Here is a 21,741-nt window from a genome sequence, read left to right as displayed (position 1 = left end):
TATAAGAAATGGAATCTATCATAGTACATCCTAAAAATTCTATGGAGCTGAGTGCACTGAAAAGTGTTCTGAAGGAAATGGGGATTAAATTTGAAAAAGCTCATGTTAAGAGCTCATTCAATGGACAGAAAGTAGTCAGGAAAGCAAGCGATAATAAAAATGTAAAGCCGGCATCAAAGCCTTCAAAACCTAAAGGACAGTAATGAAAAAGATCTTAGCAATAACATTTTTAGTGTTGTTCATTGACCAAGCTTCAAAAATTTATATCAAAACTCATTTTGAACTGAATGAGAGTATTCCTGTCATCAATGGTTTCTTTAACAAAACTTTTGTTGAAAATCCTGGAATGGCGTACGGATTTCATTTCGGAGGAATTATCGGAAAATATTTTCTGGTTATCTTAAGAGTATTCCTGATCGGAGGGATGATCTATATGTTCAGAAAATGGCTGAAAGAAGGAGCATCCAATTATCTTTTAGTTCCAATGGCGATTATTTTTGCAGGAGCTATCGGAAATCTTATTGATGGAATGTTCTACGGAATGATCTTCGACAGCGGAACTGTTTATGATGCCAGCACTGACCGATGGATTGGCTATGGCGGCATTTCTAAAATCGTTCCTTTCGGGCACGGATATTCCACCTTTATGAAAGGATGTGTGGTGGATATGCTTCATTTTCCTGTAGTAGACTGGTACGTTCCTGACAGCTGGCCTTTGATCGGAGGAAAACATATTGAGTTCTTCAAATATATTTTCAATGTTGCCGATTCTGCTATTACGGTAGGGGCTGCGTTCTTATTAATATTCAGAAAAAAAGCTTTTCCAAACGGTTTGGAATTTTAAAAGATCTATTTTCAGATGAATAAAATAATCAAAAATATTATTAAATTTTTCCTGCTTCTTATGGTTGCAGGAATTATTTTTGTTGCCTGGGCAAATTACAGTATCAAAAAAGACAGTGCACCATTTTTTTCCAACAATATTGCTGATGTACCGGAATCAAAAACCGGCTTATTACTGGGAACCGGAAAACTTCTGAACAACGGAACCCCAAATGCTTATTTCTACAACAGAATTAAGGCTGCTGCCGATTTATACAAAAGCGGAAAAATACAATACATCATCGTTAGTGGTGACAATAGCACCAAAGATTATAATGAGCCCGAAGATATGCAGCTGGCATTGATGCAGCAAGGAGTTCATCATGATAAAATTATTTTAGACCATGCCGGATTCAGAACACTGGATTCTGTAATAAGAGCAAAAGACATTTTCGGTCAAACGAAACTGGTCATTATCTCCCAGAAATTCCATAATGAAAGAGCTGTTTTTCTGGCCAGAAAAAATGGAATGGATGCCTTTGGATATAACGCAGAGGATGTGAATAAGTATGCGGGCTTAAAAACCAATTTGAGAGAGTATCTGGCAAAAGCTAAAGCCTATTGGGATCTTCTTTTTGGAGTAGAACCGAAATTTGGAGGGGAAAAAATTGTTATTCCTTAATATTTTTCCACGGATTGCGAAGAGCTTTCAGATGATTGGGGAAAGATAGATAGATTATCCGGATTGGTAGATCTTGGCAAAGCCAATGGATATTGTATTTTAAGATGGCTGGGCTTTCTTCGGCTCCGCTCAGAGTTATCCCCCCTATTGAATTTTAAATGACAAGATCTTTTATCTTTTATCTTTTATCTTTTATCTTTTATCTTTTATCTTTTATCTTTTATCTTTTATCTTTTATCTTTTATCTTTTATCTTTTATCTTTCATTATTCCCGGCAAACCTCGTAAATTTGCTGTTCATTAATTTTTAATATAAATTGTAAACAAATGTCAAGAATTCTTACCGGCATTCAAGCCACCGGAACACCTCATCTTGGAAATTTATTAGGGGCCATTATTCCTGCTATCGAACTATCCAAGCAGGAAGGAAATGAATCATTTTTATTTATTGCGAATCTTCACACACTTACCCAGATAAAAGATGCGCAGACTTTAAGACAAAATACCTACGAGATTGCTGCGGCTTGGCTTGCTTGTGGATTAGATACTGAAAAAACATATTTCTACAGACAAAGTGATATCGCTGAAACCTGTGAACTTTCTTGGCATTTATCATGTTTTTTTCCTTATCAAAGATTAACATTAGCTCATTCATTTAAGGATAAAGCAGACAGGCTTCAGGATGTAAATGCAGGTTTGTTTACTTACCCTATTCTGATGGCTGCAGATATTTTATTGTATGATGCTGAAATTGTACCTGTAGGAAAAGATCAGCTTCAGCACCTGGAATTTGCAAGAGATGTAGCTTCAAGATTCAACAACCAGATGGGTGAAATTCTTGTTCTTCCACAATCTGAACTTCAGGAGGACACTAAATATGTTCCCGGGACAGACGGACAGAAAATGTCAAAATCAAGAGGAAATATCATCAACATTTTCTTACCTGAAAAGGAGCTGAAAAAACAGGTGATGAGCATTGAATCAGATTCTAAGTCTTTAGAAGAACCTAAGGATCCTGATACGGACAAAACATTCCAGATTTATCAGCTGATTGCTACGCCTGAACAGACTGAAGAATTAAGAGCAAAATATCTTGCCGGAAACTTCGGATACGGACATGCTAAGAAAGAACTTCTGGATCTTATTCTGGTACGTTTTGAGAAGGAAAGAGAAACGTTCACTTATTATATGAACAATCTCGATGAGCTCGAAGCAAAACTTCAACAGGGAGCAGAGAAAACCAGACCTATAGCGCTGGAAACGCTGAAAAGAGTAAGAACAAGCTTAGGATTTTAATCTGAGTTTTAAACATAAGAAAGCCTTTCGTTTGAAAGGCTTTTTCTATTGATATAAAGTATTATTAATGGACATTATTCTTTGTCAGAATAAAGTAATGCATCTGATCTCCATATTCATAATTAATATCCCAGCCTGGATATTGTTTAATAATGGTTTTGATGATAGACAGCCCTAATCCTGTAGAAGTATGATCTGAACCCTGTTTATAGAAACGGTTAAAGATTCTGGATTTATCTAAAGGTTCAGCACTTCCGCTGTTTTGAAATGTTATCCGGTTATTTTCTACGATAATGTTTAAAATTCCTTCCTGATGGTTATATTTAACTGCATTTTTAAGAAGGTTGGATAAAAGAATATCTGCCAGATCCTGATTAAAATCAGCAACAAATTTTCCTTTCTCAATAATGCTGACCTCTACTTTTTTGAAGGCAATAAAGTCTTCATAATTCTGAACAAGCTGGGTGATCCTTCTGTTAAAATCAACGTCTGAAGTTTTATTAAACTGGCTGTTTTCAATCCTGGAAAGCATGAGTAAGGATTTATTAAGTCCAACCATTCTTCTCAGGTCGTTTTTCACTTCAGTAAGAAAATTGAGATTCTTTTTATCTAAATCATCATTCTGAATCATAAGATCAATTTTATTGATCACGATAGCCAAAGGGGTCTGAAGTTCATGGGAAGCGTTTTCAATAAACTGTTTCTGCTGATAGAAAACCAGTTCATTACGTTCAATCATTTCATTGATTTCTACATTTAATTCTTCAAACTCGGTGATCTTATAGCTCTGTTTTTCCTGGGAAAAAGGAATTCCAAACTGATATTTTTTAAGTTTATCCAATATCTGATAGAACGGTCTCATCGCCTTATTAAGAAGATATCCGTTAACAGCTACGATACTTATCACCAAAAGAATGTAAAGTACTATTAAGGCTGTTGTGAGATCGTATATCAATTCGTCTTCTTCTACCGTTGAAGTCCTGATAACAAGCCGCTGATGCCCTTTGAACTGATCAATAAAGTCGGCTTCCAGAACCCTGTAAGGCTGATCTTTATCATCATATTCCATATAATACATCTTATTGTACAACCTGCTTTTATTCTGATAATCTCCGGCTTTGATCGGATTGATTTTAAATTCATTGAATCCAAATTCATTATTCTTCAAAAGCTGAGGATTAAGATAAACAGCTTTAATAATCTGTATTTTTCTATCTCTTAAGCCATCATCTACATTATCGTGTACTTCATCCAGAATGTAGGCATAAAAAAGACCTGCCCACACTGCTATAATCAGCAGCAGGATCATGATCAGGTACTTTATCGTGTAATATTTTAATGAAGTTTTCATCAGATCAATTTATATCCTATTCCGTACACCGCCTGGAAATCGGCCTCTGCATGTAGGGTTTTCAGCTTTTTACGAAGATTTTTAATCTGGGAATAAATGAAATCCAGACTGTCTGCCTGATCGATATAATCTCCCCAGATGGCTTCCGCCAGTGTTGTTTTCTGTAAGGTCTTCTCCGGATGAATAACAAAATAATACAAAAGGTCATATTCTTTACGGTTAAGAACAAGCTCTTCATCACCTACTTTCACCGTTCTGTTCTCCGGGTCAATGCTGATATTTTTGTAGCGGATGATATTTTCTCCATCCTGATTTTTCCTTCTGATCACAGACCTGATTCTGGCCATGAGCTCCGCAAGGTGGAAAGGTTTTGCAAGATAGTCATCCGCTCCTATTTCCAGCCCGGCCACCTTATCATCTACTGAGTCTTTGGCAGAAAGGATGATCACAGGATCTTTCTTGTGCATTTTTTTGATCTCTTTCAGCAGATCGATTCCGTTTCCATCAGGCAGCATGATATCCAGTAAAATACAGTCGTATTCGTAAGAAATAATTTTCTCCAGTCCGCCACTGTAATTTTCTGCATACTCTACAATGAAGTGTTCTGCCTCCAGAAATTTCTGTACGGTATCTTTCAGTTCGGGTTCATCTTCTACTATTAAAATCTTCATATTCCGGATCTATATGCTCTGCTGCATGGTTTACTTATATCAAATATAGGAAATTATAAGGAGGAAGCCTTAGATAGAGATACACATCTGAAAGTCTACGATAATATCATCAATATAAGGGTGATATGGTAAATTACCGATAAGAAATCTACAAAATGGAAATTCTCTCTGCCTCCTTCCTTCAGGTTCTTTTTCATGAATCATCTAATTTGATTTCACATGCCGGCCGTCTGCATCAAAAACAAGACACAGACCATTCATTAAATGAATTTTATAGGCACTGTATTTTTTTTCAATAGAGTCAATGATGCTGCAAGGATGATTCCTTGTCATAAATGAAACCATATTCTTTCTAATCTGAGCAGAAGAAATCTTTCTTCCGTTGCTGTTTATTACATTCCAGTTGACCATAGTAATTAATATTGAGTGTTTGTATTCGGTTAAATGTTAATCATCGATTTTTTTAAAATTCCCGTTTCGGTCGAATTCAAGCTCCAGTCCATTGGAAAGTTCTGCCTTATAAGACCATCTTTTCTTTTCGATCTTGATGATGTAGGTATTGGGAAAATTCTTTGTGCTGTAATTTCTGATCGATGCAGGGATGAAACCATATGGGATTTTCTGGTGTTTACCATCCACTTCTTTCCAGTTTCCGCTGCTGTCGAACTCCATTTTCATTCCATTAGTCAGATATACTTTGTATTCATCTACTCCATAAATTTCTCTGTCTTCTATTGCAGAGTTTACAGGGATGCCTTTAAAATGAATTGCAAGAAAGTTTTTAGCTGTTTTGGGTAACTGGTTTGCTGTGATTGCTCTGTCTTGTGCGGAAACTAAGCCTCCGATTAATAAAAAAACAATCATTAATACTCCGGTGATTTTCTTTACATTTTTCATACGATTTAATTTTTTCTGTTAGTATTATGGAGCAAATTTCCTAATCAATTTGGGAAAGAATTGGGAAAATGATTTCGGTAAAAAATAAATACGGTAAAGTTTAAATTTGACCACAGATGATTACAGATGTCTGCATTAATTTTTAGAAAATATTTAAAAAGCAAAAAAAAAACCACTAAGATGATCTTAATGGCTTTTACAGTATAGACTTTAATGTCTTTCATTTTTTATAAGTATTCCTTAATCTGCTGAAGATGGGTAATGGCTTTTAAACCTTCCTTCTGTTTATCTTCTTTATAGACATCAAAGAAAATAGCATCCATTCCGAAGTCTGTTGCTCCCATGGCATCTGCAATCCAGTCGTCACCAATCAGGATACTTTCTTCTTTTCTGGCTTCAGAAAGTCCCAGCGAGTATTCAAAAATCCATGGATTAGGCTTTCTCACTCCCACGGCATCTGCACTGGTAATTGTTGTAAAATAAGGAGCGATTCCGGAAAGCGTACATTTTCTTTCCGTCACTTCCTGAAACCCATTGGAAATAATGTGTAATGTATAGTTTTTAGCTTTCAAATATTCCAGAACATCCTCTGCTCCTTCTACCAGTTCGTTATGGCTCACAATATTATCCAGGAAATGTTCTTCAAAATAAAGGGCAAGCTCTTTATTATCTATTCCGAAATGTTTGAATGAATCATAAAAACGGTGTTCTCTCAGATACTCTTTGCCAATAATCCCGTCCCTGATCTTTTCCCACAACTCTTCGTTGATGTCGTGATACACAGAATGAAACTCTTCAAAGTTAATATGATACTTTAAAGTAATTTCCTGTTTTTCAAAAAGATCTTTGATGGTGAGATAGGCATTTCTGCGATGATCCCAGAGTGTATTATCCAGGTCAAAAAAAACGTGCTGCATTTTCATACAGCACAAAGTTAATAATTTTAATTTTTTGTAATAGGATAATTTTTGCTCTTGCTTTTCACAATCTCAAGGCTTTTAGAAAAATTCAGCAAAAAATCAATTGTTTGTTTCTTAGGTTTCAAAGTTTTCACTTTTAAAGAATCATTTTTTTTCATAGGCGAAGTATGTTTTCTTTAAAACGTGAAATTTTCTGAAATATTATTTATCTCGTTAATATTATATTATTTTCGTCCATGATTTTTCTCAGGTTGATCAATGCATATCGTACTCTTCCTAAAGTTGTATTAATACTCATCTCTGTATGATCTGCAATTTCTTTGAAGCTTAAACCATCGAAAAACCTCAGTTTGATTACTTCCTGTTGATTTTGCGGCAAAAACTGCAGCATCCTCAGAAGATCCTCCTGAATCTGATTGGTTACCAGCTGATCTTCAATATTTTCTGACGGTTCTCTGATTAAATCAAAAATAGAATATTCATCAGTTTCAAAAGTAGTTTCCGAAACTTTGATATTCTTTGCTTTTGATCTGAAATGATCGATGATTAAATTGTGAGAAATTCTTTTCGCCCAAAGAATAAATTTACCTTCTTCATTATAGCGTCCTTCTTTTAGCATCACAATGATTTTCATGAATGTATCCTGAAAGATATCATTGGCCAAATCTTCATCATTAATTTTGTAAAAAATGAATGTAAAAAGCTCTCTCTGATGTCGGTGTATGAGGGTTGACAAGGCCGCCTCATCACCTTTCTGGTAAAGGGAAATTAGTAAACTATCCGATTTTGATTTCATAACTCTTCTCAATATAAATATTTGCAGACAGGTATTCCTCCAGATATTTCTTCTGGCCTTTGCTGTATAAACAAAACAGTTCTAGAGTAGAGTCTCTTCTATAGGCGGTACAAATTATTATGATGTAAATATAATAATTTTTTAATAACTGTTAACCTATTATTAAATTTTATAGAGAAAAATCTAAAAAAAATCATTTAAACATATCATGAATGAATACGGTAGGAATATTTAATGTAAAATTAATATTAAGCCCTTTCATCTCTTTTCCGTTCAGACGGGTATCTCCAACAGGAAAAGCATATCCTCCGGTGAGATCCAGCATCCCGAATAAGGTAACTCCTATTTTAGGAGCAATGTATTTATTGGTTCCTTCAACGCCTGCTAAAAAATAATAAGAGTGATAGAAGTCTACATTCTTTTCAAAATTAAGAAGTACATCTGCCTGCAGTTTCGGCATAATAGCAAATTTGGAATCCACAGATCCCATCATGGCAGAACCTCCCAATCTGTAAATTACATCATCATTTTTAAGAAAAAGTAATTTCCCTCCTACTTCACCAAAACTTTGATTCTGGTAAGTATACCCGACACTGATCATTTTATGCATGGTATATTGAGCTTTTACTAATGTACTTAGCAAAAACAGAGACAGGGCGGCAACTACAGTTCTAAAATTCATCATCTTTCTATATTATTAAGGTGTAAAATTAAAAAAAACTGCCTTATCCAAAGATAAAGCAGTTCATTATTATTCTTTAAAGAGAAATTAAATTCCAAAAGCGGCTTTAATTTCCTCTACTTTGTCAAGTTTCTCCCAGGTAAAGAACTCAAGATCTTTTAACGTAATCTCATTCTTATGACCTTTATTAAAAGTTTTATCAGCTACATAATGCTCTTTACCCATGTGCCCGTAAGAAGCTGTTTCCTGATAAATAGGGTTCCTTAATTTTAAGTTCTGCTCAATAGCATAAGGTCTTAAATCGAAAATAGCAGAAACTTTTTTCGCGATTTCCCCATCATGAAGGTCCACTTTTGCAGTTCCGTAAGTATTGATATATAAACCACAAGGCTCAGCTACTCCAATGGCATAAGAAACCTGTACCAGAACTTCATCCGCTACTCCTGCCGCCACCAGGTTTTTAGCAATATGCCTTGTTGCATACGCAGCACTTCTGTCTACTTTAGAAGGATCTTTTCCAGAGAAAGCACCACCACCGTGAGCTCCTTTACCACCGTAAGTATCTACGATGATTTTTCTCCCTGTAAGGCCGGTATCTCCGTGAGGTCCTCCGATTACAAATTTCCCTGTAGGATTGATGTGATATTTGATCTGATCGTTGAATAAAGCTTTGATTTCTTCAGTTTGCTGTGCAACAACTCTTGGAACCAGAATATTTTTAATATCCTCACGAATCTTGTTCAACATTTCTTCTTCCGTACCAAAATCATCGTGCTGAGTAGAAACTACAATAGAATCAATTCTGATAGGCTTATGATCATCAGAATACTCAATCGTTACCTGGCTTTTTGCATCCGGACGAAGATAAGTGATCTCCTTATTTTCTCTTCTGATAGCAGAAAGTTCTCTAAGGATCGTGTGGGCAAGATCCAGTGCAAGCGGCATATAATTAGCCGTTTCATTAGTGGCATACCCGAACATCATTCCCTGGTCTCCGGCGCCCTGTGCATTTGCTTTAGCTTCAAAAGACTCATCATTTACGGCTCTGTCAACACCCTGGTTGATATCTGGCGACTGTTCATGGATTGCAGAAATAACTCCACACGAGTCTCCATTGAACATATATTCTCCTTTTGTATATCCGATACCGTTGATTACTTCTCTGGCAATAGTCTGTACATCAAGGTAAGCATCTGATTTTACTTCTCCTGCCAATACCACCTGTCCGGTAGTTACAAGAGTTTCACATGCTACTTTTGAATCTTTATCATATGCTAAGAAATGGTCGATTAATGCATCGGAAATTTGGTCGGCAATTTTATCCGGATGTCCTTCTGAAACTGATTCAGATGTAAATAAATAAGACATATAATTCTTTTGTTTTTAAAGATTTAAAATAGTGTTTGCGAAAAATATGAATGAAATTGCCCAGAAAAAAGAATACTGTTTTAGCATTTTTTTATAGAGGTTGCAATCAGGTCAAATTTTTCCTCGTAATAAACGTCAGCAAATTTAAGTACTATTTTCCTAATACTCAAAAATTTTGTTTACTAATTACAATTTTATTTAAATTGATGATTTCTATCACTTTAAAGCATTTCGATTACTGAGGCTTAATGCTTACAAATTCTTTCGGACTTTCGTGGTAATTCAGCTTAAGCTCTAAAGAAGTTTTGATAGAATGTGACAATTCATCAATAATCTTTTGCTTAAATGTAGGCTTATAATAAATAATACTGATTTCTCTGTAAGGGAAAGGCTTTTTGAATCTGAAGACATTTTTCTTCTGCTCTTCTGAAAGCTGGCTCAATGCCAGTTCCGGAAGAATACTTATTCCTCCTACTTTATCAACCATGTGTACCAGAGTCTGGATATTGGAAGCCAGGAAATCCAAATTTTTAGGCTTCAGGGTATTTTCTTTCAGGTGGCAGATATTTTCAAACTGATTTCTCAGGCAGTTTCCTTCTTCAAGCAGCCATACTTTCTCCACATTCAGATCTTCCGGAATGATGTAAGAATTCTTTTTATTAGCCTCTGTATTGGAGCTGTAAATCATGAGCTCCTCGTTGAACAGGAAATCCTGATAAAACTCATCAGCCGTATCGTAAGGAGTAGAGATAATTCCCGCATCCAGTTCTCCTGCTTTCAGAGCTTTAATAATATTATCAGTTGTCATTTCTTTTACATTCATCTGAATTTTCGGATTATCTTCAAGGAATTTGAAAATTTCCGTTGGCAGGATGAAAGAAGAAACGGTAGGAATGATTCCCAGATTGATGGTACCTCCTAAAATATTGTTCAAAAGGTTGGCTTTGTTTTTCAGCTCATTGACAGACTCGATAATTACCTTTGCCTGATCAATAATCTGAAGACCTACATCCGTGGTACGGATCGGGTGGGTAGTTCTGTCGAAAACCTTTACATCCAGTTCATCCTCAAATTTCTGTATCATGGCACTTAACGTAGGTTGGGTAATAAAACACGCCTGAGCGGCCTTACCAAAATGTTTATACTTATCTACAGCGATAAGATACTCCAGTTGCTGAATGTTCATTTGATTAATATTATCTATTACAAAGATATAACGTTTTTGCTATTAGCAATTAAAAATTCAAGTAAATTTGATATTCATTACCTTTACACTGGATTTAGGAAAAAGAAACAATTATTCAAATCATCAATTATATGGATTCTAAAAAATTAACCTTAAGTAACGGCGCACCTTATTTTGAACATCAGGATTCACAGACGGTAGGACCAAGAGGCCCGGTATTGCTGCAGGACTTTATTCTTCAGGAGAATCTTGCGCATTTCGTTAGGGAAAGAATTCCTGAAAGGATTGTGCATGCCAAAGGAAGCGGAGCGTACGGAACTTTCACCGTAACGCATGATATCAGCCAGTACACGAAAGCAAAACTGTTTTCAAAAGTAGGAAACTCGTGCAGAATGTTCGCAAGATTTTCCACGGTGGGAGGTGAAAAAGGAAGTGCAGACACCGCAAGGGATCCAAGAGGTTTCGCCTTAAAATTTTATACTGAAGACGGGAACTGGGATCTTGTAGGAAACAATACACCGGTATTCTTTATTAAGGATGCAAAAAAATTCCCGGATTTTATTCATACTCAGAAAAGAGTTCCGAAAACCAATTTAAAAAGCGCCACAATGATGTGGGATTTCTGGAGCTTAAATCCGGAATCGCTTCATCAGGTTCTGATCTTAATGTCAGACAGAGGAACTCCATATGGTTACAGACATATGCATGGTTTCGGATCTCATACGTTTTCCATGATCAATGATAAAAATGAAAGGGTGTGGGTGAAATTTCATTTTAAAACAAAACAGGGTGTCAAAAATTTCACAGATGAAGAAGCTGTAAAAATGGCCGGAGAAAACCCTGATTTTGCTCAGGAAGATCTTTGCAATGCTATTGAAAACGGGGATTTCCCTAAATGGACGATGTACATTCAGGTAATGACAGAAGAACAGGCAAAAGATTTCAGATGGAATCCGTTTGATGTAACCAAAGTATGGTTCCACGATGATTTCCCTCTGATTGAAGTAGGCGAAATGGAGCTTAACGAAATACCTGTTAATTATTTCGCCCATGTGGAACAGTCTACTTTTTCACCTAGCAGCTTAATTAACGGAATTAGCTTCTCACCAGACAAAATGCTGCAGGGAAGATTATTCTCCTATCCTGATGCTCACCGTTACAGAGTGGGAGTTAACGCTCATCAGCTGGAAGTGAACAGATGTCCTTTTGCTGTCAACAATTACCAAAGAGACGGTTTTATGGCAGATTCAAGCCACTATCAGGATAAACCGAATTATCACCCGAACAGTTTTGATGACATCAAGCCGGATTCATCATATAAAAACTACGAATACGAGCTGGACAGTGCCCATGTTGCCAGCTACAACAGAAATGACAATGACAGTGATCACTATACCCAACCGGGGCTTTTGTATTCAAAAGCAATGAATGCTGAGGACAGAGATCATTTGATCAAAAATATTGTAGGCAGCATGAGTGGTATCACAGGGCCGAAAAGAGATGAGATTATCAACCGGCAGTTATGTCACTTTTTCCGCGCCAACATTGAGCTTGGCATGAAAGTGGCTTCTCAACTAAATGTCAATATTGATGCAAATATGATGAATCATTCCAAATAATCATATTGAATGATAAATTAAAAAAAAGGAAAAAAAAATAATATTTTTTCCTTTTTTTTGTAAAAAATTCATAATTTGCAAAGGATGATATTTTAAAGTGGAAAAATGAGTTACGAGAACATATTATTAAAAAAAGAAGATAAATTATCTATCATTACCATAAACAGACCTGAGAGTTTAAATGCTTTAAATGCAAAAACAATTCAGGAAATCAGCACTGCACTGGATGAGCTTAACACTGACACTTCATGCAGAGTCATTATCCTTACCGGAAGTGGAGAAAAATCTTTTGTAGCAGGCGCTGATATCAAGGAATTCAGTGAATTCGGACAGGAAAAAGCTGAAGAACTTGCAAGAAACGGACAAAATACATTGTTCAACAAAATTGAAAACATGTCTAAACCTGTCATTGCAGCCGTAAACGGTTTTGCATTAGGAGGAGGTTTGGAGCTTGCTATGGCATGCCACATCAGATATGCATCGGAAAACGCCAGATTAGGACTTCCTGAAGTAACACTTGGATTGATTCCGGGATATGGAGGAACTCAGAGGCTTCCCAAGCTTGTAGGAAAAGGTATTGCCAACGAAATGATCTTCTCTGCCAAAATGATCCCTGCTCAAAAAGCAAAAGAGATCGGACTGGTGAACGAAGTTTACCCTATTGAAGAATTATTAACCAAAACGAGAGAATTAGCAAACACGATTGCCTACAATTCACCAATGGCAATATCGAAGGCTATAAACGCCGTGAATTTATCTGATACGGAGAAAGGTTTTGAAACTGAAATTAAATATTTCGGAGAACTTTTTGAAATGGAAGATAAGAAAGAAGGAGTTACTGCGTTTCTAGAGAAGAGAAAACCTAACTTCTAAATCTTTCTAAAAGATTTTAATCCAAATTATTTCGAAAAAAAACAATGCTGCGGTATGAATAAGTTTGATAAAGCTTATCTAAAAATGGCTCAGGAATGGGCAAAACTCTCCTACTGTAAGAGAAAACAGGTGGGAGCTCTTATCGTAAAAGATAGGATGATTATTTCAGATGGTTACAACGGGACTCCTTCGGGATTCGAAAACTGCTGTGAAGATGAAGACGGGAAAACACACTGGTACGTATTGCATGCGGAAGCCAACGCTATATTAAAGCTGGCGGCCTCTACCCAATCTGCAAAAGGAGCAACGTTATATTTAACGCTGTCTCCCTGCAAAGAATGCAGCAAGCTGATTCTGCAGGCGGGGATTACGAGACTGGTGTATATTAATGAGTATTCGGATGACGATGGAATATCGTTCCTGAGAAACCATAACATTGAAATAGAACAAATATCGGACTGTGAACTAAAAAAATAAGCACAAATGACTTGGGATGAAAAGATCAAAGATTTTGAAATATTTCTTCGTTTCGAAAGAAATTTTTCAGAAAACACGCTCGACGCCTATGTTCGGGACATTAAAAAATTAAAAGATTACGCAGAAGAGGATCTGGAAAACGTCGGTCCAGACTCCATCGGTTACGAAAACCTGCAGGAATACATTTTCAATCTTTCCAAACAGAAATTCAGTGAGAGATCACAGGCAAGATGGATATCTTCCATCAAAGCTTTCTTCAAATTTCTGCTGGAGGATGAATATCGTGAAGACAATCCTGCGGCGTTACTTGAAGGCCCTAAACTGGGATTATATCTACCTGATACTTTAAGCCTGCCTGATATCAACAAAATTATTGCTGCTATTGAGGTCAATACAGATCTTGGAAAAAGAAACCAATGCATCATAGAGGTACTATATGGATGCGGACTTCGTGTTTCCGAACTGATCGATCTGAAGATATCCAATATCAACTTCAAAGAGCAATATATCAAGGTACACGGAAAAGGAAACAAAACCCGTTTTGTTCCTTTAGCTGATTATACGGCTGATCTGCTTGAAAGTTATATCAAAGAGGTTCGTTCTAAAGGTAAAATCAATAAGAAATATGAAGATACTCTGTTTTTAAACAGCCGCGGGACTTCCATGTCCAGGGTAATTGTATTTCTTATTATTAAAGAACTTACAGATAAAGCAGGGGTTAACAAAAAAATATCTCCACACACATTCAGACACTCATTTGCAACCCATTTATTACAGAATGGAGCAGATTTACGTTATATTCAGGAAATGCTGGGACATTCCAGTATTACAACAACGGAGATCTACACGCACCTGAAAACAGAAGAATTAAGGGATGTTATTTTGAGTTATCACCCGAGAAATATTAATATTGCTCAATGAAACTATTGAAATATTGCCCAAGCTGCGGCAAAGAGTCCTTACACTGGGATGGTGAAAAGAAATGGAGCTGCCCGGAATGTGGTTTTACTTTGTATAATAATGTGGCAGGTGCTGTAGCAGTTGTCATCAGATGTGGAGACCAAATTTATCTTACCAGAAGAAACAGAGATCCTAAAAAAGGAAAACTTGACCTGGCCGGAGGATTTGTTGATCCAAAAGAAAGTGCAGAGGAAACCTGTAAAAGAGAACTTTTTGAAGAACTTCAGCTTGATATCAATATTTCTAACCTGAAATACATTACCAGCCTTCCCAACATTTATCAATATAAGGAAATTGACTATAATACAATCGATCTCTTTTATGAATACAATGTTCCGGAAAAATTTGAGGTAAGTCTTGAACTCTCTGAAATCTCAGAAGCAGTCTGGATTCCTTTACAGGATCTGGATCTTGAAGATATCGCTTTCGATTCTCAGAAGAGATTTTTCGAGAGCTATATAAAGAAATAATTTTTGTAAAATATTCTCCCGTAGATTTTACAGATCAGGCAGATTATTGTTTAAACAATATGCTTGTTTGTAAAATCTGCGGGAGTTTTTTTATGGTGGAAACTAATAGGTTTTAGTCTTCAGCATTTCTTCAAAATACTGAATCAGCAATGCTCTTTCAGCTTCTGAAAGATTGGCTTCTTTATGATAAACAATATAACCGGGCATCGGCATTGTTTTATTCTGAATGGTCTGAATAGACTTAGTCAGCATATTCTCCTTCAAATCCTTATTATAAGTTCCCCAGGTAGAAAAATTAAGGTGTTCCCTGCCTTCATTCACATGGCTTTTTACAGACCATGAAATGGGTGCGATAAAAGCATATTTCGGATAAACCGTTTCATTGGAATGGCAGTCATAACAGGCGTTTTTAAGCAACGCTCTTACTTTTTCCGGTGATTTCCTTGAATCAACAAAGTTAACCGCAGAATCAACGGGTTTATTCACCCTGTCAACAGGGAAAAACTGAATCAGGGCAAACGCCACCAATGTCCAGAATACTATTTTCTTAGCCGTCTTCATCTGCTTACTTAGCTGGAGTTAAAACAGCATTGCCGGATTTAAATTCTTTTTTCTGCACTTGCTTCGTTGCTGCAGGTTCTGCAGACACCGGAGTTTCTGACGGAGATGGAGTGGCAGGTGCCGGAGCTGGCGTTGTTACACTTGGTGATTTCGGACTATCAAGTGTTCTGGTATCTTTCAGATCCCAATCCTCTCTTGTTTCCCATAAGGCTCTGACAATAACTTTTTTATAGAAAATATAAGCATCTTCAGCAAAAATATCATTCGCGAAATCTGCTTCGTCCCAATATTTGTTTCCGTTATTATCCACCAGAATCCTTACAATATATTCTCCAGGTCTGAGTATATCAAACTTTACCTTATCTCCTTTAGTATATTTCTGATAAGCTACCTTGTCAGAATCCATTAACTGAATCCAATAATTTGCTTCCGGCGCATTGGAAACAGAGAACTCAACACTTCCAAACTGATCTACTTTGGCGACATCAAAGTCAAAACGCTTTGATTGGGTGTTTTTGGCATAAAATGAAGATACGGTTTCCTTAGGAACTGTAAGTTCATAGCTTTTGCCCATCACAAAGTCGGATTGAACATGAATCTGGTAAGGATTTGTTTCCGAGATTTTAGCAGTGAACGGTAAAGTTGTTAAACTGTCTCCTTTGGCTCTTAAAGTCCATTTTGAAGGATCAATTTTATCAACAATATAGTTTGATGCAATTTTTAAATCTGCCTTTGGAGCGATAGAGGTTCCGTCGTTATCACTAAAGACATCCATAGCATTCTTCTTATTATATCTGTAAAATAAAGAAACACTGTAGGCACTGTCTTTTTTCGGACCTTTATTATGGGTGAAGATCAGCTTTTCATTTGCTTCCTGCCCCACATTATCCTTTACAGCATCAAACCAGATTCTCACCGAGTCTGATTTCGGATTGTGTGTTATCTTGACATCCTTTAATTTCTCGTTCAGCGACTGTACTTTTACTTCATCAGGATTTCCTTCAAAGGTCATCAGAACTCCTCCGGCTATCTCTTTCATTTCTACATACTTCACCGGTTTTTTGGAAGGGTATACCTTTAAGTTTAATCCTGAAATGGATTTCTCAACATTCACCGGATCTTTCTGGAATCCAACTTTTTCTTTTCCAGGATCATACATTGAATTTCCGTTCTCATCTTCAAAAGCAATAATTTTGTATTTTCCGGGAGTCAGATAATTTAATTCGTAATATCCATCTTCATCTACCTTAGTGATATAGTAAGGCTTTTTCTTGTAATCCATGGTATCTTTTACCTGATACAATCCTACCACTAGCTTATTTTCTGTTGTAGTTCCGGTTTTCTTTTTAGTATCGAGGGCATCCTTTACTTCACCACTTATATACAAATCATCCAATTTGTCTCCTGTGGAAAAAGCAAAATTGAAATACCTTAGTATATTAGATTCGTTATTATCAACAATTGAATTTCCAAAATTGAAATTATAGGTGGTATTGGCCTGAAGGGTATCTGTCCACTGAATCAGAACAAATTTGTTGGCAATATTCGATGGAAGTATTCTCGTTATTCCTTTAATAGGAGGTGAAATAATCAGGTTTTTATTGATATCCTTCAATGTCACATATTCATCAAAATCCAGACGGAGTTCACGAATATCTCTTTTGACATTGATTCTTGTTGTATCAATGTTTGAGCTTAAAAACTTGGGTGCCAGAGTATCTTTAGGCCCTCCGACAGGAGATCCTACTCTTGCACATGAATGTACAAGAAAACAGATAATGAGTAATAAAAGAAACCTTTTCATGAAAATGTTTAGGCAAAAGTAAACATTATTCTCCAAAAACTTCCTGTCCGGAATTCAAAGTATCTTTATTGTCGTGCATAACGGTATGCAGCTTTTCCTTCTGCAAAGGGAAATCTTCGAATAAACCAGACAATGCAAGTGCTGTATATACTTTGTTTGAATATTTATTTCCAATAGCTACAATGGTAACCTTAGATTTTAAAAGATGGGCAAATACCGAGTTGGTGCCATGCCACCATCCGTTGTGATAGGTCAGCTTCTCGCCATTATCGAATATTTTCATTCTGAATCCTAATCCATAATTATTCATTCCTGCTTTTTCATTGCTGTAAGGAGTGAATACCATCTGCATCAGTTCCGGTTTCAGGAAATTTTTCGAAAACATTGCTTTTGAGAAGTTGTATAAATCTCTTGGTGTCGTGTACACATTTTTATCTCCGTAAATCAGATCAAGTCTGTCTAAAGGATACAACTTATTTCCTCCATAATAGAAAGACTGCGAAGCTGTAGGGATATCTTTTTCCTGGAAGATGTACGTGTTATTCATTTTCAATGGTGTGAAAACCATTTCTTTCATCGCCTGAGGGAAAGGAGTTTTAGTCACTTTCTCAATTAATAAAGCCAATAAAGCAAAATTCGTATTGCAATACATGAATCCTGTATCCGTATCTCTTGCCAGATCTGGTTTATACTTGATAATCATATTCAAAACATCTTCATTGGTAATGAAAGGTTTTGACAGTTCTGCCGGAGCAGGTTGTATTTTGGTGATAAAATATTCGTATTTCGGAAGACCGCTTCTTTGATCCAGCAAAGTCTGAACGGTAACATTCGGGTATGGAAACCCCGGAAAAAACTGAGTAAGATGATCAGTTAATTTTATTTTTCCGGCCTCTATCAGCTTCATCATTGCCATTGCCGTTAAAGTTTTTGAAACTGAAGCGACATGCAGTGGTGTATTTTTGTCGATCGGCATCTGGTTTCCTTCTCTTCCGAAACCTCTGTAATTTTCGTAAAGGATTTCATCTCCTTTGGCAACAAGAATTCCGCCGCTAAGATCTCCTCCTTCCCATATTTTTTTATAATACTGGTCTATATAGCTTACGGTAGTCTGCCTGTTCAGAAGCTGTCCGTCACCTTTTGTAAAAATATCACCCAGATCTACATTTCCATAGTTGGGCAGATTGGTTGCATTTTCAGCAGAAACTTCTTTAGCTTCAGCCTTTTTTTTACAGGAAAATATAGATAAAAGAACAGTTAGGATAAGTACAAAATTACGCGTCGTCATGAGATTCAAAAATGAGCGGCAATTTAATAAAACTCAAAATAAATAATAAACAAGAGGTGGATATTATGAATTATTTAACATAAATGAATAGAGAATTAAAAATGCGAAATGACAAAATCGGAAAAGTAAATAAGTAAAAAGCTGAGGAAATAAATTCTCTTCCTCACAATCTAAAGCTTATCCAATGGGAGGACCTGCTTGCCCTATTATTCTTCCGCTAAAAGTAATAAGACTATACAGATTTAAAATTGTAATATCCAAATCATCCTGGTTACAATAATACTCATCAATTGTTCCATATACCGAATACTCTGAAATATTAAATCCTTCTTCAATGTCATTGTAGTAAATTACTCTTCTACCTATCAATCCTACGACCCAGAAACCACCTCCTTCCTGTCCGTACTCTTCTTCGTACCATTTTTCAGGGTTTATTTTGATTAAATCCCAAAAATTTAAAAGATGGCCATTTAAATCTTTTTCTGTTGAATAAATCTTTTCAAAAATTTCTTCAATGGATATTGGAGTCCAGATCATGATTATATAAAAGTTAATAACTCGAAATTAATAAAAAAAGACGGATTCACTTTTTGTAAATCCGCTTTTTGTATTATATTTTTTTCAATTGCTTAACAATGTGAAGCTACAATCTTATCTACAATAAACTGAGCCAGTTTTTCTTTACTTTGATGGGTCCATCCGGCAATGTGGGGTGTGACAATGGCTTTCTCCGATTCAAGAAGATATTTCAGATCTTCATTTTCTGATTCAATGTTCTCGAAAGAAGACTTTTCATATTCCAGTACATCAAGACATGCACCTTTTACTTTTCCGGACTTCAATCCTTCTACTAAACTTTTAGTTTCCACGTTTTTTCCTCTTGCCGTATTGACAAAATAAAAATCGTTTTTCATCTCTGCAATGAAAGTTTCGTCAATAAGATAGCGGGTTTCTGAAGTTAAAGGAATATGCAGGCTTACGACCTCTGCAGACTGTTTCAGTTCTTCCAGTGAAACCTGTGTTGCATATTCATCTGAAAGATCAGGAAGAATATCATGGAAAATCACCCTACATCCGAACCCTGAAAGTCTTTTTGCAGTAGCTTTTCCCATATTTCCATATCCGATAAGCCCGACAGTTTTTCCCAACAGCTCATCTCCTCTGTTTTCTTCACGTTTCCAGATCCCGTTTTTCACTTCCTGGGAAGCAATAAAGAGTCTGTTCAAGATCACCAGAAGCATTCCCACAACGTGTTCTGCCACGGAATCTCTGTTTCCTTCAGGAGAATTGATCAATTGAATTCCCAGTTTTTCTGCAATAGGAATATCAATATTTTCCATTCCGGCCCCTACTCTTGCAATGAACTTCAGATTCTTCCCTTTCTCCAGAAAATTCCGGTCTAATGGAATACGGCTTCTGATGATAATTCCGTCGTAGTTCTCAATTTTATTGCAAACCTCATCATAAGACGATGTAAAATCCTCTTCCAGGATAAAATTCTTAGCCAAAAGCTGTTCAGTGATGAGAGGATGGTTTTTATCTAAAAGAAGTATTTTCATTTTTTATTAATGATTTTAGAGATAGGAACAGATTCCTAAATGATTACAATTTTATTCTACCGCAAAGTTCGCAAATTTCTGAAAAAACAAATGCTTTTAAGCTCGCAAAGGCGTTAGCACTCAGCAAAGTTTAAAAGCATTTTTATTGATAAAGTATATAAGCTTACTTTTTATCTTTCTTAGATTCCTGTGGTTCCTGGAATAGTTTTTTAAGTTCTACAGATTCCAAAGGTTTCATTCTTCCGGAAAGGATTAATGAAAGTTCTTTTCTACGGAATGCCGCTGCAAATCTTTCTTTCTCCTCATCTGTTTCAGGAATCATTTCCGGAATAGGAATCGGACGGTTGAATTCATCTACTGCAACGAAAGTATAAATCCCAGCATTCGTATGAACTTTCTTCTGGTTGATTGGATCATCCAACCATACATCTACATACACTTCCATGGAAGTAGAAAATGCTCTGGAAACTTTAGATTCCAGTACAACTACACCTCCTTCCGGAATAGGGTGATTGAAAGATACGTGGTTTACTGAAGCTGTTACTACTCTTCTTTCACAGTGTCTTGCTGCTGAAATAGACGCACAACGGTCCATTTTTGCTAAAAGCTCACCACCGAAAAGGTTTCTTAAAGAGTTGGTTTCGTTCGGAAGAACGATATTGGTCATAATGGTCAGAGATTCTGACGCTTTTTTTATTTTTGCCATCTAGTCTTAGTGTTGTTTGGGACAGCCGGAGCAGATTGCTTTACTTTTCCGACGGGTTTTACTAATGAATCTTTTTTCAAAGAATCTGTAACGGGTGTTTCCGGAGTATGTACTTTCATCTTCACCGTATCTTTTACGATCCTATGGGTAGAGGTTTGTACTGAAACATTATTGAAAGATTTCTTTCCGAAAAGAAGTTCCTGCTGGGTAAACGCCAGGTATACAATTCCAAGAACCGGGATAATCAGAAGGAAAAGCCAAAGAATTGTTTTTTTGAATTTAAAATCCTTTTCACGATTCACAGAAGCATTTACTTTTTCCCCGTTATTGATATCTGAAAATCTGATTTCTTCCAATCCGTAAAAATCCGGACGTCCGGATTCTATTCTTTTTCCCTTGAAATGGGTATGTCCTTCTTCAATGAAAACGGTTCCAAGGTTTTGAATGTCAAGAACCTGTTCGGCCTGAAGTTTTTTCTTCCAAAAATCAGTCTGAATTTTAAGATCACTTCTTGAAGCTTCCAGAGACATCTGTTTTTGTTCTGCAATAAAAGCAGTAAGGTCTTCAGCCCGGACTTCATAATCTATGGCAAATTCAATCTGACTGGCCGGAGGCAAGATGCTTCCGTTTTCAGAATTGATAATTGCCTTAGAATTTTTCAGTGAAAACACCCCAAAGCCTGGAACTGTGGCAGTTCCAAATTGTTTTAAGTATTCTAAAATATATGCTGAAATATTCATTTGGCAGCAAATTT

The 21,741-nt window shown here is 36.3% G+C and carries 26 protein-coding genes; 9 read left to right on the top strand and 17 right to left on the bottom strand.

From position 1 onward, the window contains the following. Positions 1 to 8 precede the first annotated feature (8 nt). The 4 genes from ACLI50_RS20195 to trpS all read left to right on the top strand — a co-directional run bounded on the left by ACLI50_RS20195 (position 9) and on the right by trpS (position 2,799). Positions 9 to 203 (top strand): DUF2683 family protein, encoded by a 195-nt coding sequence (locus tag ACLI50_RS20195; protein WP_110009866.1) that lies wholly within the window; start codon positions 9 to 11, stop codon positions 201 to 203. After that, complete coding sequence (locus ACLI50_RS20190; RefSeq protein WP_110009867.1) at positions 203 to 844, top strand: lipoprotein signal peptidase; 642 nt, start codon at positions 203 to 205, stop codon at positions 842 to 844. Before ACLI50_RS20195 ends, ACLI50_RS20190 begins: the two co-directional genes overlap by 1 nt. A 15-nt stretch (positions 845 to 859) precedes the next feature. After that, a complete protein-coding gene (locus tag ACLI50_RS20185; protein WP_411414506.1) occupies positions 860 to 1,504 on the top strand; it encodes a SanA/YdcF family protein in 645 nt (214 codons plus the stop codon). A gap of 326 nt (positions 1,505 to 1,830) precedes the next feature. Further along, positions 1,831 to 2,799, top strand: coding sequence for a tryptophan--tRNA ligase (gene trpS / locus ACLI50_RS20180; protein ID WP_343639444.1), 969 nt, complete (start codon positions 1,831 to 1,833; stop codon positions 2,797 to 2,799). Between the two features lie 64 nt (positions 2,800 to 2,863). On the opposite strand, the gene ACLI50_RS20175 is transcribed toward trpS, so the two are convergent. From ACLI50_RS20175 to ACLI50_RS20130, 10 genes are all read right to left on the bottom strand, one after another. Next, a complete protein-coding gene (locus ACLI50_RS20175; RefSeq protein WP_411414505.1) occupies positions 2,864 to 4,150 on the bottom strand; it encodes a sensor histidine kinase in 1,287 nt (428 codons plus the stop codon). After that, positions 4,150 to 4,821, bottom strand: a complete 672-nt coding sequence (locus ACLI50_RS20170; RefSeq protein ID WP_110009870.1) for a response regulator transcription factor — start codon at positions 4,819 to 4,821, stop codon at positions 4,150 to 4,152. The genes ACLI50_RS20175 and ACLI50_RS20170 overlap by 1 nt, the downstream gene beginning before the upstream one ends. Before the next feature lie 204 nt (positions 4,822 to 5,025). Beyond that, positions 5,026 to 5,232, bottom strand: a complete 207-nt coding sequence (locus tag ACLI50_RS20165) for a hypothetical protein (RefSeq protein WP_330744212.1) — start codon at positions 5,230 to 5,232, stop codon at positions 5,026 to 5,028. Positions 5,233 to 5,268: 36 nt separating this feature from the next. Beyond that, complete coding sequence (locus ACLI50_RS20160) at positions 5,269 to 5,718, bottom strand: PepSY-like domain-containing protein (RefSeq protein WP_330744214.1); 450 nt, start codon at positions 5,716 to 5,718, stop codon at positions 5,269 to 5,271. 227 nt (positions 5,719 to 5,945) lie between these two features. Continuing rightward, complete coding sequence (locus tag ACLI50_RS20155; RefSeq protein WP_411414504.1) at positions 5,946 to 6,641, bottom strand: YjjG family noncanonical pyrimidine nucleotidase; 696 nt, start codon at positions 6,639 to 6,641, stop codon at positions 5,946 to 5,948. A gap of 20 nt (positions 6,642 to 6,661) precedes the next feature. After that, positions 6,662 to 6,796, bottom strand: coding sequence for a hypothetical protein (locus ACLI50_RS20150; protein WP_262510398.1), 135 nt, complete (start codon positions 6,794 to 6,796; stop codon positions 6,662 to 6,664). A 47-nt stretch (positions 6,797 to 6,843) separates the two neighbouring features. Further along, positions 6,844 to 7,434: an RNA polymerase sigma factor gene (locus ACLI50_RS20145; protein WP_110009874.1), complete on the bottom strand. Its 591-nt coding sequence runs from the start codon at positions 7,432 to 7,434 to the stop codon at positions 6,844 to 6,846. A 193-nt stretch (positions 7,435 to 7,627) separates the two neighbouring features. Beyond that, complete coding sequence (locus ACLI50_RS20140; protein ID WP_411414503.1) at positions 7,628 to 8,119, bottom strand: hypothetical protein; 492 nt, start codon at positions 8,117 to 8,119, stop codon at positions 7,628 to 7,630. 84 nt (positions 8,120 to 8,203) lie between these two features. After that, the gene (metK, locus tag ACLI50_RS20135) at positions 8,204 to 9,484 is read right to left on the bottom strand and encodes a methionine adenosyltransferase (RefSeq protein ID WP_411414502.1); all 1,281 of its coding nucleotides are present in this window, start codon (positions 9,482 to 9,484) and stop codon (positions 8,204 to 8,206) included. 235 nt (positions 9,485 to 9,719) lie between these two features. Further along, positions 9,720 to 10,670 carry a LysR substrate-binding domain-containing protein gene (locus ACLI50_RS20130; protein WP_047428937.1) on the bottom strand — a complete coding sequence of 317 codons (951 nt, stop codon included), beginning with the start codon at positions 10,668 to 10,670 and terminating at the stop codon, positions 9,720 to 9,722. A gap of 131 nt (positions 10,671 to 10,801) precedes the next feature. Here ACLI50_RS20130 and ACLI50_RS20125 point away from each other — a divergent pair, with 131 nt between their 5' ends. From ACLI50_RS20125 to ACLI50_RS20105, 5 genes are all read left to right on the top strand, one after another. Beyond that, positions 10,802 to 12,289 carry a catalase gene (locus tag ACLI50_RS20125; protein ID WP_343639431.1) on the top strand — a complete coding sequence of 496 codons (1,488 nt, stop codon included), beginning with the start codon at positions 10,802 to 10,804 and terminating at the stop codon, positions 12,287 to 12,289. Positions 12,290 to 12,394: 105 nt separating this feature from the next. Beyond that, positions 12,395 to 13,162 carry an enoyl-CoA hydratase/isomerase family protein gene (locus ACLI50_RS20120; protein ID WP_202839930.1) on the top strand — a complete coding sequence of 256 codons (768 nt, stop codon included), beginning with the start codon at positions 12,395 to 12,397 and terminating at the stop codon, positions 13,160 to 13,162. 54 nt (positions 13,163 to 13,216) lie between these two features. Continuing rightward, positions 13,217 to 13,639, top strand: a complete 423-nt coding sequence (locus ACLI50_RS20115) for a deoxycytidylate deaminase (protein WP_007844123.1) — start codon at positions 13,217 to 13,219, stop codon at positions 13,637 to 13,639. Positions 13,640 to 13,645: 6 nt separating this feature from the next. Beyond that, entirely contained in the window at positions 13,646 to 14,560 is a 915-nt protein-coding gene (gene xerD, locus ACLI50_RS20110) for a site-specific tyrosine recombinase XerD (protein ID WP_110009878.1), read from the top strand. Next, a complete protein-coding gene (locus tag ACLI50_RS20105) occupies positions 14,557 to 15,069 on the top strand; it encodes an NUDIX hydrolase (RefSeq protein WP_202839932.1) in 513 nt (170 codons plus the stop codon). Before xerD ends, ACLI50_RS20105 begins: the two co-directional genes overlap by 4 nt. Before the next feature lie 102 nt (positions 15,070 to 15,171). Here ACLI50_RS20105 and ACLI50_RS20100 read toward each other — a convergent pair whose 3' ends face one another. The 7 genes from ACLI50_RS20100 to ACLI50_RS20070 all read right to left on the bottom strand — a co-directional run bounded on the left by ACLI50_RS20100 (position 15,172) and on the right by ACLI50_RS20070 (position 21,727). Further along, on the bottom strand, positions 15,172 to 15,630 hold the full coding sequence (locus ACLI50_RS20100; RefSeq protein ID WP_202839934.1) for a heme-binding domain-containing protein: 459 nt from the start codon (positions 15,628 to 15,630) through the stop codon (positions 15,172 to 15,174). Between the two features lie 4 nt (positions 15,631 to 15,634). Continuing rightward, entirely contained in the window at positions 15,635 to 17,434 is a 1,800-nt protein-coding gene (locus ACLI50_RS20095) for an Ig-like domain-containing domain (RefSeq protein ID WP_411414501.1), read from the bottom strand. 25 nt (positions 17,435 to 17,459) lie between these two features. Beyond that, complete coding sequence (locus ACLI50_RS20090) at positions 17,460 to 18,722, bottom strand: serine hydrolase domain-containing protein (protein WP_343639417.1); 1,263 nt, start codon at positions 18,720 to 18,722, stop codon at positions 17,460 to 17,462. A gap of 177 nt (positions 18,723 to 18,899) precedes the next feature. After that, the gene (locus tag ACLI50_RS20085) at positions 18,900 to 19,259 is read right to left on the bottom strand and encodes a hypothetical protein (RefSeq protein ID WP_227942625.1); all 360 of its coding nucleotides are present in this window, start codon (positions 19,257 to 19,259) and stop codon (positions 18,900 to 18,902) included. A gap of 92 nt (positions 19,260 to 19,351) precedes the next feature. Continuing rightward, positions 19,352 to 20,281: a 2-hydroxyacid dehydrogenase gene (locus ACLI50_RS20080; RefSeq protein ID WP_411414500.1), complete on the bottom strand. Its 930-nt coding sequence runs from the start codon at positions 20,279 to 20,281 to the stop codon at positions 19,352 to 19,354. Positions 20,282 to 20,444: 163 nt separating this feature from the next. Beyond that, positions 20,445 to 20,987: an acyl-CoA thioesterase gene (locus ACLI50_RS20075; RefSeq protein WP_002983813.1), complete on the bottom strand. Its 543-nt coding sequence runs from the start codon at positions 20,985 to 20,987 to the stop codon at positions 20,445 to 20,447. After that, positions 20,975 to 21,727 (bottom strand): hypothetical protein, encoded by a 753-nt coding sequence (locus ACLI50_RS20070; protein ID WP_343639411.1) that lies wholly within the window; start codon positions 21,725 to 21,727, stop codon positions 20,975 to 20,977. The genes ACLI50_RS20075 and ACLI50_RS20070 overlap by 13 nt, the downstream gene beginning before the upstream one ends. Positions 21,728 to 21,741: the final 14 nt, after the last annotated feature.

Origin of the sequence: Chryseobacterium cupriresistens (genome assembly GCF_046614675.1) — a bacterium.
Classification (GTDB): Bacteria; Bacteroidota; Bacteroidia; order Flavobacteriales; family Weeksellaceae; genus Chryseobacterium; species Chryseobacterium cupriresistens.
Note: the sequence above shows the minus strand (reverse complement) of the source record. Positions and strands in the feature narration are given on the sequence as shown.

Bases quoted from the DNA above. Each gene is read 5' to 3' on its own strand.
- ACLI50_RS20195 (WP_110009866.1), top strand. From the start codon at position 9: ATGGAATCTATCATAGTACATCCTAAAAATTCTATGGAGCTGAGTGCA.
- ACLI50_RS20190 (WP_110009867.1), top strand. From the start codon at position 203: ATGAAAAAGATCTTAGCAATAACATTTTTAGTGTTGTTCATTGACCAA.
- ACLI50_RS20185 (WP_411414506.1), top strand. From the start codon at position 860: ATGAATAAAATAATCAAAAATATTATTAAATTTTTCCTGCTTCTTATG.
- trpS (WP_343639444.1), top strand. From the start codon at position 1,831: ATGTCAAGAATTCTTACCGGCATTCAAGCCACCGGAACACCTCATCTT.
- ACLI50_RS20175 (WP_411414505.1), bottom strand. From the start codon at position 4,150: ATGAAAACTTCATTAAAATATTACACGATAAAGTACCTGATCATGATC.
- ACLI50_RS20170 (WP_110009870.1), bottom strand. From the start codon at position 4,821: ATGAAGATTTTAATAGTAGAAGATGAACCCGAACTGAAAGATACCGTA.
- ACLI50_RS20165 (WP_330744212.1), bottom strand. From the start codon at position 5,232: ATGGTCAACTGGAATGTAATAAACAGCAACGGAAGAAAGATTTCTTCT.
- ACLI50_RS20160 (WP_330744214.1), bottom strand. From the start codon at position 5,718: ATGAAAAATGTAAAGAAAATCACCGGAGTATTAATGATTGTTTTTTTA.
- ACLI50_RS20155 (WP_411414504.1), bottom strand. From the start codon at position 6,641: ATGAAAATGCAGCACGTTTTTTTTGACCTGGATAATACACTCTGGGAT.
- ACLI50_RS20150 (WP_262510398.1), bottom strand. From the start codon at position 6,796: ATGAAAAAAAATGATTCTTTAAAAGTGAAAACTTTGAAACCTAAGAAA.
- ACLI50_RS20145 (WP_110009874.1), bottom strand. From the start codon at position 7,434: ATGAAATCAAAATCGGATAGTTTACTAATTTCCCTTTACCAGAAAGGT.
- ACLI50_RS20140 (WP_411414503.1), bottom strand. From the start codon at position 8,119: ATGATGAATTTTAGAACTGTAGTTGCCGCCCTGTCTCTGTTTTTGCTA.
- metK (WP_411414502.1), bottom strand. From the start codon at position 9,484: ATGTCTTATTTATTTACATCTGAATCAGTTTCAGAAGGACATCCGGAT.
- ACLI50_RS20130 (WP_047428937.1), bottom strand. From the start codon at position 10,670: ATGAACATTCAGCAACTGGAGTATCTTATCGCTGTAGATAAGTATAAA.
- ACLI50_RS20125 (WP_343639431.1), top strand. From the start codon at position 10,802: ATGGATTCTAAAAAATTAACCTTAAGTAACGGCGCACCTTATTTTGAA.
- ACLI50_RS20120 (WP_202839930.1), top strand. From the start codon at position 12,395: ATGAGTTACGAGAACATATTATTAAAAAAAGAAGATAAATTATCTATC.
- ACLI50_RS20115 (WP_007844123.1), top strand. From the start codon at position 13,217: ATGAATAAGTTTGATAAAGCTTATCTAAAAATGGCTCAGGAATGGGCA.
- xerD (WP_110009878.1), top strand. From the start codon at position 13,646: ATGACTTGGGATGAAAAGATCAAAGATTTTGAAATATTTCTTCGTTTC.
- ACLI50_RS20105 (WP_202839932.1), top strand. From the start codon at position 14,557: ATGAAACTATTGAAATATTGCCCAAGCTGCGGCAAAGAGTCCTTACAC.
- ACLI50_RS20100 (WP_202839934.1), bottom strand. From the start codon at position 15,630: ATGAAGACGGCTAAGAAAATAGTATTCTGGACATTGGTGGCGTTTGCC.
- ACLI50_RS20095 (WP_411414501.1), bottom strand. From the start codon at position 17,434: ATGAAAAGGTTTCTTTTATTACTCATTATCTGTTTTCTTGTACATTCA.
- ACLI50_RS20090 (WP_343639417.1), bottom strand. From the start codon at position 18,722: ATGACGACGCGTAATTTTGTACTTATCCTAACTGTTCTTTTATCTATA.
- ACLI50_RS20085 (WP_227942625.1), bottom strand. From the start codon at position 19,259: ATGATCTGGACTCCAATATCCATTGAAGAAATTTTTGAAAAGATTTAT.
- ACLI50_RS20080 (WP_411414500.1), bottom strand. From the start codon at position 20,281: ATGAAAATACTTCTTTTAGATAAAAACCATCCTCTCATCACTGAACAG.
- ACLI50_RS20075 (WP_002983813.1), bottom strand. From the start codon at position 20,987: ATGGCAAAAATAAAAAAAGCGTCAGAATCTCTGACCATTATGACCAAT.
- ACLI50_RS20070 (WP_343639411.1), bottom strand. From the start codon at position 21,727: ATGAATATTTCAGCATATATTTTAGAATACTTAAAACAATTTGGAACT.